This window comes from Agathobacter rectalis ATCC 33656 (assembly GCF_000020605.1).
In the GTDB taxonomy this organism is placed as follows: Bacteria; Bacillota; Clostridia; order Lachnospirales; family Lachnospiraceae; genus Roseburia; species Roseburia rectalis.
Window position 1 is genome coordinate 677,277 of sequence record NC_012781.1, and the last position, 17,248, is coordinate 694,524.

Below are 17,248 nucleotides of genomic sequence, written 5' to 3' on the forward strand. Positions count from 1 at the left end.
TTGTAGTATAATAACTTTGTTAAAAAATTAACAGCACGGATGTGCAATACAATTTAAAGGAGATAATATAATGGCAAAGAAAGTTGTAATCGCAAGTGCTTGCCGTACAGCAATCGGCAAAATGGGCGGAGCATTAAGCAATACTCCAGCCGCAGATTTAGGTGCAATCGTAATTAAGGAGGCTTTAAACCGTGCAGGTGTTGCTCCTGAGATGGTTGACGAGGTTAAGATGGGTTGTGTTATCCAGGCAGCTCAGGGACAGAACGTAGCTCGTCAGGCTTCTATCAAGGCAGGACTTCCAATCGAGGTTCCGGCTATCACAATCAATGTCGTTTGTGGATCAGGTCTTAAGTGTGTAAACGACGCTGCTACAATGATCAAGGCCGGTGAGGCTGATATCGTTGTTGCCGGTGGTATGGAGAACATGTCAATGGCTCCTTACGCTATGACAAAGGCACGTTTCGGATACAGAATGAACAATGCAACAATCATCGATACAATGGTTAACGATGCTCTTACAGATGCATTCAACCACTATCATATGATGATCACAGCTGAGAATGTATGTGATAAATACGGCATCACTCGTGAAGAGCTTGATGAGTTCTCAGCAAACTCACAGCAGAAGTGTGAGGCAGCTATCGCAGCAGGCAAGTTCGATGATGAGATCGTTCCTGTACCTGTTAAGGTTAAGAAAGAAATCGTTGAGTTCAAAAAGGACGAGGGACCTCGTGCCGGAACAACAGTAGAGACTCTTTCTAAGCTTCGTTGCTGCTCAGGTAAAGAGGGCGGACTTGTTACAGCCGGTAACGCATCAGGAATCAATGATGGTGCTGCAGCAGTAGTTGTAATGAGCGAAGAGAAAGCTAAGGAGCTCGGTGTTAAGCCATTAGCTACATGGGTAGCAGGAGCACTTGGCGGAGTTGAGCCTGAGATCATGGGTGTTGGACCGGTAGCTTCTACAAAGAAGGTTCTTGCAAAGACAGGTCTTACAATTGATGATTTCGATCTTATCGAGGCAAACGAGGCATTTGCTGCACAGTCAATCGCTGTAGCAAGAGATCTTGGTTTCGATATGAGCAAGGTAAATGTAAACGGTGGTGCTATCGCACTCGGACATCCTGTAGGAGCTTCAGGCTGTCGTATCCTTGTTACATTATTACATGAGATGCAGAAGAGAGGATCTAACAGAGGTCTTGCAACACTTTGTATCGGTGGTGGAATGGGATGTTCTACTATCGTTGAGAAGTACTAATTTTCTTTGCCAATAGATATATGAGGGGATGCAGGTGCATCCCCTTGTAGTGTGAATTAGTTTATTCACATCAGTTTATATATATGATTAAGTTATGCTGCAGAGGCTTAGCACTTAAAGCTTTTGCACCATAATATATTTTAGGAGGAATTAAAATGAAGGTTGGAATTATCGGTGCTGGTACAATGGGCCAGGGAATCGCAAAAGCATTCGCACAGGTAGATGGATACGAGGTAGCACTCTGCGATATCAAGCAGGAGTGGGCTGAAGGCGGAAAAGACAAGATTGCAAAAGGATATGCAAGACTTGTAGCAAAAGAGAAAATGACACAGGAGAAGGTTGACGGCATTCTTGCAAGCATCACTCCTGGTTTAAAAGAAGATCTCTGCAAGGATTGTGACCTCATCGTTGAGGCTGCTTTCGAGGATATGCAGGTTAAGAAAACTACATTCGCTGAGTTAGACAAGATTGCTAAGCCAGAGTGTATTTTCGCTTCAAATACATCATCACTTTCAATCACAGAGATTGGAAACGGACTTACACGTCCATTAATCGGTATGCACTTCTTCAACCCTGCTGACCGTATGAAGTTAGTAGAGGTTATCGCAGGTGTTAACACACCTGTTGAGACAGTTGATGCAATTAAGAAGATTGCAGAGGAGATCGGCAAGACACCTGTACAGGTTAACGAGGCTGCCGGTTTCGTAGTAAACCGTATCCTTATCCCAATGATCAACGAGGCTGCTTTCATCAAGATGGAGGGCGTTTCAGATATCGCCGGAATCGATGCAGCTATGAAGCTTGGTGCTAACCATCCAATGGGACCATTAGAGCTTGGAGATTTCATCGGACTTGATATCTGCCTTGCAATCATGGACGTTCTTTACAATGAGACAGGTGACAGCAAGTATCGTGCATGCCCACTCATTCGCAAGATGGTAAGAGGCGGAAACCTTGGATGCAAGAGCGGCAAGGGATTCTACGTTTACAACGCAGACCGCACAAAGACACCTGTAGACGCACAGTAGGAGCAATAAAGCCTGGTCTCAAAGCGTATAAATGATGCAAGCTTGCTTGCAAAAATTTGTACGCTTTAGAGACGCTAATGGACATGAGCAAGAAGCACGGTAGTGCGGATTGCGAATGTACATAGGATTGCGGGAGCGAAAGCGTAGCAATCCGTAGGCTTTATATAACATATATACGTTATAAAATATAGGTCTTATGTAGCTTATATATAAACTATAAAGTTATATAAGAATTCAATAACAAAACAAAAATCAAGGAGAATAAATCATGGATTTCACTTTAGATCAGAAACATGAGATGGCTCGCGACCTTTTCAAACAGTTCGCAGAGACAGAAGTTAAACCTCTTGCACAGGAGACTGACGAGACAGAGGTATTCCCAGCAGAGACAGTTGCTAAGATGGGAAAATATGGATTCATGGGCATTCCTGTACCAAAGGAGTACGGCGGACAGGGCTGTGATCCACTTACATACGTTATGTGTGTAGAAGAATTATCAAAGGTTTGTGGTACAACAGGCGTTATTGTATCTGCTCATACATCACTTTGTATCGATCCTATTATGACATTCGGTACAGAGGAGCAGAAGAAAAAATATGTTCCTGACCTTGCTTCAGGCAAGAAGATCGGTGCTTTCGGTCTTACTGAGCCGGGCGCTGGTACAGATGCACAGGGATGTCAGACAAAGGCCGTTTTAGACGGAGACGAGTGGGTTCTTAACGGATCTAAGTGCTTCATCACAAACGGTAAGGTTGCTGATGTTTACATCATCATCGCTATTACAAGCATCACAGAGGACAAGCGTGGACGCAAGAAGAAGAACTTCTCTGCATTCATCGTAGACAAGGGAACACCTGGATTCTCATTCGGAACAAAAGAGAAGAAGATGGGTATCCGCGGATCATCTACATACGAGCTTATCTTCGAGGATGCACGTATTCCAAAGAATGCATTACTTGGAAAAGAGGGAAGAGGTTTCCCAATCGCTATGCATACACTTGATGGTGGACGTATCGGAATCGCTGCTCAGGCACTTGGTATTGCAGAGGGCGCATTAGAGAGAACTATCGAGTACACAAAGGAAAGAAAGCAGTTCGGCCGTTCAATCGCACAGCAGCAGAATACACAGTTCAAGCTTGCAGATATGGCTACACGTATCGATGCAGCTAAGTATCTTGTATACGCAGCAGCTATGAAGAAGGCAGAGTTTGCTAAGAACCCTAAGGTTTCTTACTCAGTAGATGCAGCAAAGGCTAAATTATTCGCAGCAGAGACAGCTATGGCTGTTACAACAGAGTGCGTTCAGTTATTCGGTGGATACGGATATATCCGTGAGTATGATGTAGAGCGTATGATGCGTGATGCTAAGATTACAGAGATCTACGAGGGAACTTCAGAGGTTCAGCGTATGGTTATTTCAGGCTCATTACTCAGATAGTTAAGAGAGCTATCATAACTGTAGAGCTACTTAGAATAAATAAAGGAGAACAAATACATGAATATCGTAGTATGTATTAAACAGGTTCCTGATACAAAGGGTGGAGTAAAATTCAATCCTGACGGAACACTTGATAGAGCTTCAATGCTTGCAATCATGAATCCAGATGACAAGGCTGGTCTTGAGGCAGCACTTAGAATCAAAGACGAGACAGGCGCAAAGGTTACAGTCCTTACAATGGGACTTCCAAAGGCTGACGCAATCCTTCGTGAGGCAATGGCTATGGGCGCTGATGATGCAGTTTTAGTAACAGACAGAGTACTTGGTGGAGCTGATACATGGGCTACATCTACTACAATTGCAGGTGCATTAAGAAATCTCGATTATGATTTAATCATCACAGGCCGTCAGGCTATCGATGGAGATACAGCACAGGTTGGACCACAGATTGCAGTTCATCTTGGACTTCCTGTAATCTCATACGCAGAGGATATCAAGGTTGATGGAGATTCTGTAGTCGTTAAGCGTCAGTACGAGGACAGATATCACGTAGTTAAGGCTAAGATGCCTTGTCTTATCACAGCTCTTTCAGAGTTAAATGAGCCTAGATATATGACACCGGGCGGAATCTTCGATGCATTTGACAAAGAGGTAACTGTCTGGGGCAGAGCTGACCTTAAGGATGTTGACGATTCAGATCTTGGACTTAAGGGATCACCTACAAAGATTGCTAAGGCATCTGACAAGGTACCTAAGGGAGCTGGAGAAAAGGTTAACCTTGATCCAACAGAGTCAGTAAACTATCTCATGGAGAAATTCAAAGAGAAACATATCATCTAGTATGGAGGAACCAAAAATGGGTTTAGAAGAATATAAGGGCGTATATATCTACGCACAGCAGGTAGACAATAAGCTTAGCGACATCGCCTTTGAGTTAGTCGGTAAAGCTAAAGAGTTAGCAGCAGATTTAAATACAGAGGTTACTGCAGTACTTCTTGGATCTAACGTAAAGGCTCTTGCAACAGAGCTCGGTGAGTACGGCGCAGATAAGGTAATCGTTGTAGACAATCCTGCACTTGAGACATACAGAACAGAGCCATACGCACAGGCTCTTGTATCAGTAATCAACGAGTACAAGCCGGAGATCATGTTAGTTGGTGCAACAGCTATCGGACGTGACCTCGGACCAACAGTTTCAGCAAGAGTTAAGACTGGTCTTACAGCTGACTGTACAAAGCTTGAGATTGGTGATTTCCCAATCAATGCTATGCCTGGACAGGAGCAGAAGCACAACCAGCTTCTCATGACACGTCCTGCATTCGGTGGAAACACAATCGCAACAATCGCTTGTCCTGACAACCGTCCACAGATGGCAACAGTTCGTCCTGGTGTTATGCAGAAGCTTCCTAAAGAGGCTGGCAGAGCAGCAGAGGTTATCGAGTTCAATCCTGCACTCGAGGAGAACAACCGTTATGTTGAGATCATGGATATCGTTAAGGCAGTTGGCAACGTAGAGAACATCATGGACGCTAAGGTACTTGTATCAGGCGGACGTGGAGTTGGAAGCGCTGAGAACTTCGAGATGCTTCGTGACCTTGCTTCATGCTTCAAGGGTGGTATGGTATCATGCTCTCGTGCAGCAGTAGAGAACGGCTGGTTAGCACAGGATTATCAGGTAGGACAGACAGGAAAGACTGTACGTCCACAGATTTACTTCGCAATCGGTATCTCAGGAGCCATCCAGCACGTAGCAGGTATGGAGGAGTCTGATCTCATCATCGCCATCAACAAGGACGAGGATGCTCCAATCTTCGACGTAGCTGATTACGGCTTAGTAGGAGATTTAAAGAAGATCGTTCCTCAGCTTACAGCAGCTCTTAAAGAGGCAAATGCTGACGCATAATCGCATAATAATGCAATAAAATTACATTACTAATACATTTAAACACAGTACTGTTTATCGCAGTGCTGTGTTTTTTTGACCATAAATATAGCGTAATCTTATAAATATAAAGAGTTTTTTGGGGAAATAAGTAATTTTCTTAATAAAAAAACATCCGTGTGTAAATCGCAAAGGATTTGACTCAGATGTTTTATTTGGAAGTTTGTTTGATATTAGAAAGACCTAATATATAGTCAGCGGACACATTATAGTATTTACATAAAGCGAGCAGATGGTGAATCGGTAGTTCATTTGCTCCGCGCTCATATCTGGCATACATGGTCTGGGATGTACCAAGATAATCGGCTATTTGCTGTTGGGTTTTATCGTTATCTTCCCGTAGATTGCGCATTCGTTGAATGTAATCCATATTCCCCCCTCCGTACATGTACATATAACTTAACATAATAAAGATGTTTACTATTGAATTTAGTAAATATTTGTACTATAATTTATGTAGGAAAGATGTCACAGGATGATAAAGAAAGGAAGGTATTAACATGGCTTTAATAAGATGTCCAGAATGTGGAAAAGAAATAAGTGATTCGGCACAAGTGTGTCCAAATTGTGGCTGTAAGACAGAGTTGGGAAATCAAAATGAAATTATGAAAACTTCTTTACTCGTGGATATAGGTTTTACAGTTTTAGGAATAATATGTGCTATATTTGCATTTGTAGCTTACTATACAGTTAGTACGGATGCATTTGTAGTGTTGATTATTTTGGCAGCTGTTTTATTTATTATTGGCTCAGTCTATGGAAGATTAATAAGAAAAAATAATAAGAAATAATATCTTTGAGAGACGTAAGATGAATAAGAAGATAATAACTATAATATTTACTCTAAGTACTATGCTTTTTCTAGTCGGATGTTCTTTTACAAACAATGAATCAAATGGGAGTGATAAAAATTATACCTATAATGATTTAGACGAGAATCAAAAAGAAATCATAGATAATGTGTATGCTGAATTAGGTGATTGGGGATATACGTATGAGCCAAGTGCTATTCCGGCGAGTAAGATAAAGTTTTTTTATGAGGATTCGAAATTGATATTTGCGGCTTTTCATGATTATGGGGGTGGAAATGGTGGAGGCTCTTATTCAGTATATGAAATAGATGAGAATTCTGGAACTGTAAGTGGACATTCATATGACACGCTAAACGAAAATGATGTACTAAATAAACGAGTTTTAGCTGTGGAACTTTTATCGGGAGAAAGTTTTGATGTTGAAGCTTCCGAAGACTCGCAAAAAGATATTTTGGCAAATTCATATGGTAAAGCTGTAAATGAGTAATAATATGACTATAACAGAATTGGAGAAAATTAAAAATGGGCTATTGCGGTAATTGTGGTGAAAAAATAGAAAAAGGAGCTAATTTTTGCGGTAAATGTGGTGCGGTTGTTGAGAAAGAACAATCAGAACATGTTTATGATGTTATAGCACCAAAGAACAATAGCGCTAGAGTATGGAAAATTATAATCCCTAGTCTTATTGTTGGAGTAATTGTAATATGGGGATTTATGCAATTGATGTCTGTATCGGATAAACCGTGTGACTGGTGTGGACATAGTCCGACTGTAGCATATAAAGAAAGCGATGGTTCTTACTCTTATGTTTGCAAGGAGTGTAGAAAAAAATGTGCATGGTGTGGAAAAAAAGCTACACGACATTATGAGAATATGATGCATAAGGAAGTTTTTGTATGTGAAGAAACTTACAAGAAAATGCATGATGATTAACAAATATGATTTGTGTATAAGGAGGAAAATCTATGTTTTGCAAATATTGTGGAAATGAAGTCGCAGAGAATACAAAGTTTTGTACGAAAATGTGGAAAGCCAATAGTTAATGAAGCGGTATAAAATAAAGTTCATACATTTGAACCAAATGAAATAATCCAATCTAAAAATAAAAAACCATATGTAATTATCGGTGTATTAGTTATTATTGTTTGTCTACTTGTGGGAGGGATATTTGGCTATTCAAAAATATCGTCTCAAGATATTGACAGAGGGTATACACGAGAATCAACAGTATCTGATGTTAAAAGAGCAGAGATGTTAAAATTGGATAGTTCTTTCAAACCAAAGGTAAATTATATGAATGCTCAAACGGAAGTGTTCAACGAAGATAAGCAGATATATGAGTATAGATCAACTGGAGAAAAGACAGATAAAGTTTATTCCTTATATTATAAAAATGCCAAGATAAAGGGCGTTAAAGCTTCAAAGGAATGGTAATTAAATTTGATTTAGAAACAGGATGTGCTAGTTCAGTTCATTATGGTTTAACTGATAAGGAATTTGATAAGTTTCTATCGAAAATGGGAGAGCCTGATTATAACGATAGTGATGGAATACGGTGGAATAGCTCAAAACATGGGTGGATAGTTGCAATGTATTGTAATAATTTTTCGGAAGAAGTTTTTCATGGTTCGGGATATGAAATAAGTTATTATTATTAGTGATTATTTTAATATAATTCTAAAATAGAAATTTATGAATTTGCCGGAGAATAAAATGAGTGTATTAAAAAGAATTGGAATACCAATAGTTGAACATTGTAACTTGAAATGTAAAGGTTGTTTACATTTTTGTAATTCAAATCAAGAAGAATTCTATTATGATTGTGAAGAGTTTGAACGTGATGTAATGCGGCTTTCTGAGCTTTTTGATAATATCGAAGTATTAATATTATATGGAGGCGAACCTCTTTTACATCCTAAAATAATAAGATTGCTTGAGATTGTGAGAGTGTATCTAAAAAAAACAAAGATAGAAATTCTGACGAATGGATTGCTATTACCAACTTTAGATGAAAATTTTTATCAATCAATTAAAAAATACGATGTTTGTATTGGATGGTCAGCTTATCCAGTAGGAAAAAAAATTAACATGAAAATAGAAGATACGCTAATTTCAGAAAAGGTCGTTTATTATAAAAATGATGTTCAGATGTTTTATGGAATATTTAATCCCTTAGGAAATTCAAATTCATATTATCAATGGAAACGCTGCAGTGGAAGAAAGTGTCATGTTTTAAGAAAAGGTTATATTAGTGTATGTCCTGCACCGGCTGTAGAACATATTATAAACCAGTCATTTGATAAACAATTGGATTTTTCAACCAGTCGATTGAATATATATGACGAAAGTATAGATGCTGAAAAAATACTTTATTTTCTAGAACAATCACATGATGTGTGCAAGTATTGTACAAGTGCAAGAACATTTATATGGGAGAGACAAAGCAAACCTAAATTGGAAGACTGGTATGGAAAAGTAGGAGGTAATGAATGAATTCAGCGTATTTGGCAATTAGTTATATATGCAATCAAAAGTGTAGTTTTTGTCCATGTACAAAAGAGGAAAAAAAATTTAAATATATGGATTTTCAGGAGGTAAAAGATTCTGTATTTAGATTAAAAGAAGAACTAGGAATAATGGAAGTTGTTCTTTCAGGAGGAGAGCCAACATTACATCCGAATTTTTTTGATATTATATCATATCTTGATAGCATGAATATTAAGATTACGTTATTAAGTAACGCGGAAAAATTAGATGATATAAACTTTGTAAGAGAAATATCAAACCGTATAAATAGTAATAATATTTCTGTGATTACCACGATACATAGTCAAACAGAGGAATTACACGAACGCGTAAATGGTTCTAAAGGCAGTTTTAGAAAAACTATAAGAGGATTAGTAAATGTTAATCAAGCAGGTTTTCATACAATAGTAAAACATTGTGTTACAAAAGAAAATTATACGGAATTGAAAGAATTTTTTCAGTTTGTTGATAATACATTTCCACAATCCGTGGATATGCAATTGTGTAGCATAGATTATTGCGGTTTGGAAGAAGAAATAAAAAATAACTATAAACTAGAATTCCCTAGAATGCGTCCTTATTTGGAAAAAATGTTTGATAAATATCTTGAAAAAGGAGAACCAGGACGGTTGGTGTATTGCTTTAATATGCCATTATGTTCTGCGGATCCATTTTATTGGAGATTTTTTACACCAAAATCTTATGGCTATGAAGGTTATGTTTCGCCAAATAGAGATGGAAAATCGCAAAGAGCATATAATGTTGATTCAAATGTTGGATTGTATACAAATGCATGTAAAAAATGTAAAGCCAACCAATTGTGTGCGGGAACGTATAGGACAGCATTTGAGCTGTTTGGTGATAGTATTGTAAAACCGTATGTATAAAGGAAGATAAAAGATGGATAAATTTGCCAGACAAATTATTTATAGTAATAATAATGTCAATAAGTTTTTTTTGTCACCTTATATTGATATAGAAATAGGAGATGATGGAATAATTGTTGAGCGATCTGATGACGGAAAATTTATTATGTTAGGGAACCATGACACGAGTAGTATGTTGCGCATTTTAAGGGACTTACGGGAAGGAGTCACTTTTGATGAATTAAAAAAGAAAGTTGAAATTGAACTTAATGAGGAAGATGCCCTTACTTGGATTCGGGCTTTATACCAGAAAGGCATTATTGAGTAATGGATGAAATGTTAGTTGAAAAGTATACAGATGAAGAAAATCATATAGTGTATAAAAAATGCAAAGCCTTTACTAATGGTAAAAAATATTTTTTATTAAACGAATTAGGGTATTCAATATTGATTGATCATGAATTGTTTAATATGTTGCAGCAAAAAAAAGTATCTACAGATTTTGCGAGTAAGTTATTACAGCATCGACTGGCTGAATTTGATAATTTAAATCATTGTGATTTATGTACAAATTATAAGATTCGTCCAGAATTTTTTATGATTGATTTGACAACTCGCTGTAATTTGAATTGTAAATATTGTTTTCGAGATGTAAACAATCCTGAGAATTATAAATCTATTTCTAAAGAAATGCTTAATGAAATTTGTAAATATATTTTTGATTATTGTACGAAACATGAGGTTAAGAAAATATCTATTCAACCATGGGGTGGAGAACCTTTACTTGAAATGGAAAAAATTAAATGGATGTATGATTTTTTTGAAAATACACCTATATCTGTGCATTTTACGATTGAAACCAACGGAGTACTACTCACAGAAGAAAATGTAAAATGGTTATTTGAACATAATGTGTCAATAGGAATAAGTATTGATGGTAATAAAGAAATTCATGATCGGCAAAGAGTGTTTGCAAATACGAAAGGGTCGTTTGAATATGTACTTCAAGGAATAAAAAATGTAAAGAAATATTATGGAGATAATTTTGGAATTATTAACACAATAACTCGGAACAGTATTGAGCATATAGAGGATATATTGGATTTTTATGCAAAAGATATTAATATAAAACATGTTAAATTTAATTTTGTACACGAGAGTGAATTTGCAGCTAACCTATGTTTGAATAAAGAACAGGTAATAGATGGAACAAAAAGAGTCTATAAGAAAATTATGTCTTTAAATAATGAAGGATATAATATTATAGATATGAATATTCGGCATAAATTATTGAACTTATTAATACGTGATAATTCAGATATTTGCGTATCACAAGGCTGTACAGGTGGAACAAGTATGATTGTGTTTGACATGGAGGGCTACATTTATCCTTGTGAACTAACGGATTATATAGAAGAAAGAATTGGAAATGTTAAAGAAGCAGTAGATTTGATTAAGATAGTAAAAGAGGCAAAAGAGACAAAAGCATATTTTAAAGAAAAAGACGATGTTAGTTGTTTGTCATGCTCATGGAGATATTTTTGCAAAGGTGGTTGTAGCATAAAAGCAAAATTATCAAGAACGAAAAAAGATGATTTGGAATGTACGATAAATAGTACTTTATATCCAGAAATGATTGAATCAATTTTAAGTGAACAAAAATTGATAAATGACTTTCTAAATATGAAAATAATTGGTGGATAAAATGGCAGATAATGATTTGATTAGAAACAAAGGAATAATGAGTGCTGCACAAACCATGTGGACGATAGATTTCGATTCTGAACAGTCTTTAGAAATCGGCAAGGTACAAAATCAGAAATTTACTGGGAAATGCTGGATATACGCAGGACTTAATTTATTAAGAATATTGGCAAATAGAAAAAACAGTAGGACTAGCATTATTCTTTCTGCTAACTATATAGCTTATTATGACAAATACGAAAAATCAAAATATTTTTTTGAAAAAGTAATAGAGACAATGAAGTTGCCAAGTGATAATAGATTAGTTGAACATTTATTTAAAAATCCATGTCCAGATGCAGGACAATGGGCAATGTTTAACAACATTATAAAGAAATATGGTATTGTTCCACAAGAATCAATGCCAGATACATATTCGGCATTAGATACAAATCAAATGAATATTTGTTTATCGACTATTTTGCGAGATTCTGGGTGTAATATAAGAAAGTTGAATATGAAAGGTGCAAGTTTAGAACAAATCAATAGTGAAGTTGAAACGAAAATGGATGAAATTAGAAGAATATTAAGCTTGTGCCTTGGAGAACCACCAACTGAATTTCAGTATGGAAAGATGGAAAAAAAATACTCACCCATTTCGTATTATAAATCAGAGATAGGAGTAGATTTAGATAAATATTTGTGCTTGATTAATGCTCCTATGTTAAAAGTACCAATGTATAAAAAGTATTGTATTCAAAATCTTAATAATATGTCCGAAGGAAAGAAGATAGAGTATATCAATCTACCCATAGAAACTTTAAAAGAAAAAGTCATTGAGCAGATAGCCGATGGAACGCCAGTGTGGTTTGGCTGTGATGCAGGAAAAATGATAGATAAAAAAACAGGAATTATGGATGATAATACTTTTAATGTATCACATATACTAAATACTTCGTATTTATTTTCAAAGGGAGAACAATTAGAATACCATCAGTCTGAAATGAATCATGCTATGTTGATTATCGGGATTATATTAAAGGACCAGAAGGTAGTTGGATTTAAAGTAGAAGATTCCCATGGAAATCAAGTTGGTAAGGATGGGTACTTTTATATGTCGATAGATTGGTTTGAAAAGTATGTTTATCAAGTAGTGATTGATAAACGATATTTATCGATGGATGAAGAAAAAATATTGGATGGAGAAAGTTTATATTTAATGCCATGGAATCCAATGGGAACATTGGCTAACTAAATTGTATTTGCGTTTGAAAAGTACATTTGTTTTGTGGTACAACTTCGAGTGCAGTTTTCAGATGCAAATGTGTCTGGAATACTAAAGAAAGGAGGTATCTGATAATGAACAAATTAGAAATGTTTTCAGAGAAGCTTGGAAAAACTATCACAATTATTGCTGAATCTGTTGAAGGACAGAAGACTTTTAAACCAGCAATGGAAGGAACAAGCAATAGCACTGTTTCAATGATGGGATGGTGTCGTGGAGGATGGAACAACGATAGCGGTAGTGGATGGTAAAATCACATAAGCAATAGTTTGTTTCTGTTTAGGCTGACCTGTAATCTAGGTTTATCCTAGATTACAGGTTTTGTTATTATACGGAGGAGAATTTGATGTATAGACAAAAGGAATATATGCAATTATTGAAAGAAAAATTTTCAAAAACAGAAATTATTAATGCTATAAAATATAAAAATAGCTATGAAGAGAAAATTAAAGAAATTTCCCCAAAAAAGAATACGTTATTAGGCATAAGTATTCAAAAATCTAAAGATATATATGGGTTTGATTTGACTAAAGTCTATACATTTAATTATGTGAAATATTATTTGTGGAGAAAAGAATTTTGTAAAAATGATGACAAAGAGTGGAAAGAGGCGGCACTTTCATTTGTCTGTTTAAGTTGCTTGTCTGATTTAATATTTGATTCAAAAAGATTGGGAGAAAAGGAAAAGCAACATGTAGCAAACATATTAACTAGAGATTATTTTCAAAAAAGTATATCTATGGATATGAGGATAATTACAGAAAATCCAATAGACATATTATATTCGATGTTTATTAATCACATGAAAAGCTTGAAAAAATACAATTTTAAAATTTTTCTAGAGTTACAGAAGGATATTCTTAATGCATTTGAGTCAGAAATATATATATCTACAAATAAACTAGTATTTCCTGAAAAAATAAATATTGATTTAATAACAAGTAAATCGATAGAATTTGTGTATAGTTGTCTATATTTATCTGCAGTTGATACGCATGATTTTATTAGAATGAAGAAATGTGCGGTTGCTACAGCAAAATTATTTTGGCTTGTCGATGATCTCTGTGACTTATATGATGATATTGAAAATCAGATTAAAAATTCTATATTGTTTTTACAAAATGAAGAAGTGAGTTCGTTAGAAAATTCAATTGATTTTGTTTTCGAAAACATGGATACCTTTTTTGAAGTGATAGAAGAAAATTTAGAATTATTAAAAAATAATCTATCATATGATGTTTATATATTTTTTCTATATGAGTTATACGATTGGGTAGAAGCAGTTAATGTAAGAATGGATGAAAAAAATGAGAGTATTGGTGTTAGGTAATGGAAGAAAATCGCTACAGCTTGCACATATTATTTCTGCTTGGAAAGAATATACATTGGAAGGTGTGGTAGATTATCAAAATATCAATTGGGAAAAGAGTGAAAATATTGAAGGAAAAATGATTGAAATTGTTTCTCCGATGAAGGCAATAGAAATGTATCAGGATTTGTCAATTGATGCGTTTATTATGCCATCGTTAGAAGAAGATGTTAATAACAGAATGTATAGATTTTTAGTAGTGAATGATGTGTCCGAATGTGATATCTTATATGGTCAAGAGTCACTATTTCATAAAGTAGAATTAAAGCAAGAAGGTTTGATTACTCAGTATATAAGTAGAGATGAACTTGATACGATGGAAATCCATGTTGCTGATCATTGTAATATGAATTGCAAAAATTGTTCCATGTTTTGTGGACTTGTCAAAGAGCCTAAATATTCAGATTTTATGCAAACACAGAATAGTTTATATATTCTCAAAGGAATATTTAAACATATAAAACGTATTCGGGTAATTGGAGGGGAGCCTTTACTCAACAAAGAGTTAGACAAGTATCTATATATGATTAGAGATATTTATCCGTATTCTGATATTAGAGTTATTACAAATGGAATTCTTGTTACTGGAATGAAAGAGAATTTGATAACGGCGTTTAAAGAAACATCGTCAAAACTTGTGGTTACAAGTTATTTGCCGTTAATGAAAAAAATTGATAAAATTAATAATTTTCTAAAGAATAAAGAGATAAATTATGAAATCTCTGATACTATCACTGATTTTCAAAAAATATATGATTATACAGGACAGCAGGATGAAAAACTATCATTTAATGCATGCCATTGGAAAGGCGCATGTGCTACTTTATATGAGAATCAAATTGCGCCATGCTTTGTACCATTTGTTATTAAATATTTAGCAGAAAACTTTGATTTAAATATTTCGCCATCAGGAACTATGATATTAAATGCTGACAATATGAATAAAGATAAAATTCGAAAACTATTTAATACTCCATTTGATATGTGCAAATATTGTGCTCCTAGAGGTATTACATCAAAATGGGAAATGTGCGATAAAAATTCAGTTAATAATATATTTGATTGGAGTATATAAGAATGGAAAAAATTGACTTTTTTGAAAAGTTTAATACATTTCAAATATACTATAAGCAATTGTTAAAAGATAACATTTATGACAATGGTAATCTAGCGTCATATATTAGAACGTATTATATAGAAAATAATAAAATACTATTTCATGTATCGGAAATACTTGATTTAAGTGTTATTGTTCCTAAAGGTAATTTTGATATGTATCAAAAAAAATTTAGTGAAAAAGTGTTCGCAACTTCTAATCCATATGAAATATGGTTATATGCTTGTCGAGCTGTGTTGGGAGAAATGCATGAGAAAAACAGAGTGTGTATTTATCCAGATAATCCGTTTCTTTTTTTTGAAACAGGATATTATTATTTGAAAAGAAGTGTGGCAGTATATGTTTTAAATGCGGAAGATTTTTTTCCAGTATTAAAGCTAAAATCTCATTTTATTGAGAATAAAAATTGTTTTGATAATGAATGGATTGCTAATCATAATATTAATCCTTTATATCAATATACAATTGATCGAATTCCAAAAGAATTTACGAAGTATTATGATGTTTACTATTTGAATAATAAATCTAATGTAGTATATCCAAATTCATTAGAAGAATTACGATATTTCAGAAAAAACAATATGGTTCGAAAAATAGAGTAGTTATGAGGAAACACAATGAAAAAACTTTTTATGTCGGAATATCTCAATTATGTTTTTCAAAAAAAAGTGTGGATAGTAGAAAATATTTATATGATAAAGATAATGCAACTATATTATAGTAGTTATAATAAAAAATTTATATCACACACATTTTTCACAGATGCAATAAAAAATTCAAGTTTTCCAATTTTTTTGAATTATGTTAATAATTTAAATGATAAGATTTTGTATCACAGCCAAGTGCATGGAGTTAAACATATACTAAATGTAACATTTTTTTCATTTTTAATAGCGTGTAATGAAAACATGAGTGCAAATGATATGGGAATTCTTTTAGAGACAGCACTTTATCATGATATTGGAAGAGATGACGATATGGAAGATAGTGATCATGGGCATAGAGGAGCAAAAAAGATATTGATGCATATTTCGGATAATAAAATGGATATGATTATACCAGCGGTTATTCATGCTCATTCTTTATTAGATGAGGAAGCATATCAGATTTTTAGACAATACAATATTGAAAAATCGCAATATGCTAGATATTCAAAAATATTGTCAATTATCAAAGATGCGGATGCTTTAGATCGTTTTAGATTGCGCCCTAATTCTCTGAACCCCGAATATTTTCGAATTGATTTTTCGAAAATATTGATAAGTCTTGCATGTGTGTTGTCAAAGGTAGAGTGGCATGAGTAGAAAAATTAATAATATTATATTCAGACAGCGGGTATGTTGTTATAAAGATACATATTTGTGTATTGATGATATTGATGGTCTGAAAATTCATGGAAAATTAAAGTTGAATTGGAATCCAATTAGTAAGTCAATTCGGACGGGGCAAGCTACTTTTTTTAGAATGGACAACCATTCTCAGTTGAGAGTTGGTGGAAATTTTGATGTTTTCTATGGTAACGATGTACACATATTCAGCGGTGGAAAATTGGAATTAGGGAGTGGGTTTATTAATTCATACGGTAAAATTGAGTGTCATAAACATATAAAAATAGGAAAAAACTGTGCAGTAGGACCGTATACTATCATTCTTGATTCCGATGGGCATCAAATATTTGGTAAACGTAATACAGATGAAGTGATTATTGGAAATAACGTATGGATTGGTGCTAGAGTTACTATATTAAAAGGTGTGCGTATAGGAGATGGTGCAGTTATTGCAGCAGGAACTATTGTGAATAAAGATGTACCAGCAAGAGCTTTGGCTGCTGGTAATCCAATGCATTTGATATGTGATAATGTTGAGTGGACTAATTAGTTAAAAATATTCGAGGGGATTGATTGGTAATAGATTGTTGTATTAGTAA

General features: G+C 34.6%; 21 protein-coding genes. 20 read left to right on the forward strand and 1 reads right to left on the reverse strand.

The annotated features are described in order from the left end of the window. Window positions 1-70: 70 nt before the first annotated feature. The 5 genes from EUBREC_RS03285 (at window position 71) to EUBREC_RS03305 (ending at window position 5,624) form a co-directional block, all read left to right on the forward strand. The gene (locus EUBREC_RS03285; RefSeq protein WP_012741635.1) at window positions 71-1,255 is read left to right on the forward strand and encodes an acetyl-CoA C-acetyltransferase; all 1,185 of its coding nucleotides are present in this window, start codon (window positions 71-73) and stop codon (window positions 1,253-1,255) included. Window positions 1,256-1,410: 155 nt separating this feature from the next. Beyond that, complete coding sequence (locus tag EUBREC_RS03290) at window positions 1,411-2,283, forward strand: 3-hydroxyacyl-CoA dehydrogenase family protein (protein WP_012741636.1); 873 nt, start codon at window positions 1,411-1,413, stop codon at window positions 2,281-2,283. A gap of 268 nt (window positions 2,284-2,551) precedes the next feature. Beyond that, entirely contained in the window at window positions 2,552-3,721 is a 1,170-nt protein-coding gene (locus tag EUBREC_RS03295) for an acyl-CoA dehydrogenase (RefSeq protein WP_012741637.1), read from the forward strand. A gap of 57 nt (window positions 3,722-3,778) precedes the next feature. Beyond that, window positions 3,779-4,561, forward strand: a complete 783-nt coding sequence (locus tag EUBREC_RS03300; protein WP_012741638.1) for an electron transfer flavoprotein subunit beta/FixA family protein — start codon at window positions 3,779-3,781, stop codon at window positions 4,559-4,561. Between the two features lie 16 nt (window positions 4,562-4,577). Further along, complete coding sequence (locus tag EUBREC_RS03305) at window positions 4,578-5,624, forward strand: electron transfer flavoprotein subunit alpha/FixB family protein (RefSeq protein WP_015569027.1); 1,047 nt, start codon at window positions 4,578-4,580, stop codon at window positions 5,622-5,624. Window positions 5,625-5,814: 190 nt separating this feature from the next. Here EUBREC_RS03305 and EUBREC_RS03310 read toward each other — a convergent pair whose 3' ends face one another. Further along, window positions 5,815-6,033 (reverse strand): helix-turn-helix domain-containing protein, encoded by a 219-nt coding sequence (locus EUBREC_RS03310; protein WP_041253879.1) that lies wholly within the window; start codon window positions 6,031-6,033, stop codon window positions 5,815-5,817. A gap of 130 nt (window positions 6,034-6,163) precedes the next feature. On the opposite strand from EUBREC_RS03310, the gene EUBREC_RS03315 reads away from it, so the two are divergent. The 15 genes from EUBREC_RS03315 (at window position 6,164) to EUBREC_RS03385 (ending at window position 17,199) form a co-directional block, all read left to right on the forward strand. Beyond that, on the forward strand, window positions 6,164-6,454 hold the full coding sequence (locus tag EUBREC_RS03315; protein ID WP_012741641.1) for a zinc ribbon domain-containing protein: 291 nt from the start codon (window positions 6,164-6,166) through the stop codon (window positions 6,452-6,454). 19 nt (window positions 6,455-6,473) lie between these two features. Next, window positions 6,474-6,962, forward strand: a complete 489-nt coding sequence (locus EUBREC_RS03320) for a hypothetical protein (protein WP_012741642.1) — start codon at window positions 6,474-6,476, stop codon at window positions 6,960-6,962. 35 nt (window positions 6,963-6,997) lie between these two features. Next, window positions 6,998-7,408 carry a zinc-ribbon domain-containing protein gene (locus tag EUBREC_RS03325; protein WP_012741643.1) on the forward strand — a complete coding sequence of 137 codons (411 nt, stop codon included), beginning with the start codon at window positions 6,998-7,000 and terminating at the stop codon, window positions 7,406-7,408. Between the two features lie 318 nt (window positions 7,409-7,726). Continuing rightward, window positions 7,727-7,909 carry a hypothetical protein gene (locus EUBREC_RS03330; protein ID WP_041253881.1) on the forward strand — a complete coding sequence of 61 codons (183 nt, stop codon included), beginning with the start codon at window positions 7,727-7,729 and terminating at the stop codon, window positions 7,907-7,909. Between the two features lie 279 nt (window positions 7,910-8,188). Further along, window positions 8,189-8,968: a radical SAM protein gene (locus EUBREC_RS03340; RefSeq protein WP_041253883.1), complete on the forward strand. Its 780-nt coding sequence runs from the start codon at window positions 8,189-8,191 to the stop codon at window positions 8,966-8,968. Continuing rightward, on the forward strand, window positions 8,965-9,888 hold the full coding sequence (locus tag EUBREC_RS03345) for a radical SAM protein (protein WP_012741647.1): 924 nt from the start codon (window positions 8,965-8,967) through the stop codon (window positions 9,886-9,888). Before EUBREC_RS03340 ends, EUBREC_RS03345 begins: the two co-directional genes overlap by 4 nt. 13 nt (window positions 9,889-9,901) lie before the next feature. Further along, window positions 9,902-10,195 carry a hypothetical protein gene (locus tag EUBREC_RS03350; RefSeq protein WP_012741648.1) on the forward strand — a complete coding sequence of 98 codons (294 nt, stop codon included), beginning with the start codon at window positions 9,902-9,904 and terminating at the stop codon, window positions 10,193-10,195. Further along, window positions 10,195-11,571, forward strand: a complete 1,377-nt coding sequence (locus tag EUBREC_RS03355; protein ID WP_012741649.1) for a radical SAM/SPASM domain-containing protein — start codon at window positions 10,195-10,197, stop codon at window positions 11,569-11,571. The genes EUBREC_RS03350 and EUBREC_RS03355 overlap by 1 nt, the downstream gene beginning before the upstream one ends. A gap of 1 nt (window position 11,572) precedes the next feature. Next, entirely contained in the window at window positions 11,573-12,805 is a 1,233-nt protein-coding gene (locus EUBREC_RS03360; protein ID WP_041253884.1) for a C1 family peptidase, read from the forward strand. 104 nt (window positions 12,806-12,909) lie between these two features. Next, on the forward strand, window positions 12,910-13,086 hold the full coding sequence (locus EUBREC_RS17670; protein WP_012741651.1) for a hypothetical protein: 177 nt from the start codon (window positions 12,910-12,912) through the stop codon (window positions 13,084-13,086). Between the two features lie 95 nt (window positions 13,087-13,181). After that, on the forward strand, window positions 13,182-14,165 hold the full coding sequence (locus EUBREC_RS03365) for a hypothetical protein (protein ID WP_012741652.1): 984 nt from the start codon (window positions 13,182-13,184) through the stop codon (window positions 14,163-14,165). Beyond that, a complete protein-coding gene (locus tag EUBREC_RS03370; RefSeq protein ID WP_041253885.1) occupies window positions 14,143-15,279 on the forward strand; it encodes a radical SAM protein in 1,137 nt (378 codons plus the stop codon). The genes EUBREC_RS03365 and EUBREC_RS03370 overlap by 23 nt, the downstream gene beginning before the upstream one ends. Before the next feature lie 2 nt (window positions 15,280-15,281). Next, the gene (locus EUBREC_RS03375; protein ID WP_012741654.1) at window positions 15,282-15,923 is read left to right on the forward strand and encodes a hypothetical protein; all 642 of its coding nucleotides are present in this window, start codon (window positions 15,282-15,284) and stop codon (window positions 15,921-15,923) included. Between the two features lie 15 nt (window positions 15,924-15,938). Continuing rightward, window positions 15,939-16,625, forward strand: a complete 687-nt coding sequence (locus EUBREC_RS03380; RefSeq protein ID WP_012741655.1) for an HD domain-containing protein — start codon at window positions 15,939-15,941, stop codon at window positions 16,623-16,625. Next, window positions 16,618-17,199 carry an acyltransferase gene (locus EUBREC_RS03385; protein WP_012741656.1) on the forward strand — a complete coding sequence of 194 codons (582 nt, stop codon included), beginning with the start codon at window positions 16,618-16,620 and terminating at the stop codon, window positions 17,197-17,199. The genes EUBREC_RS03380 and EUBREC_RS03385 overlap by 8 nt, the downstream gene beginning before the upstream one ends. Window positions 17,200-17,248 lie beyond the last annotated feature (49 nt).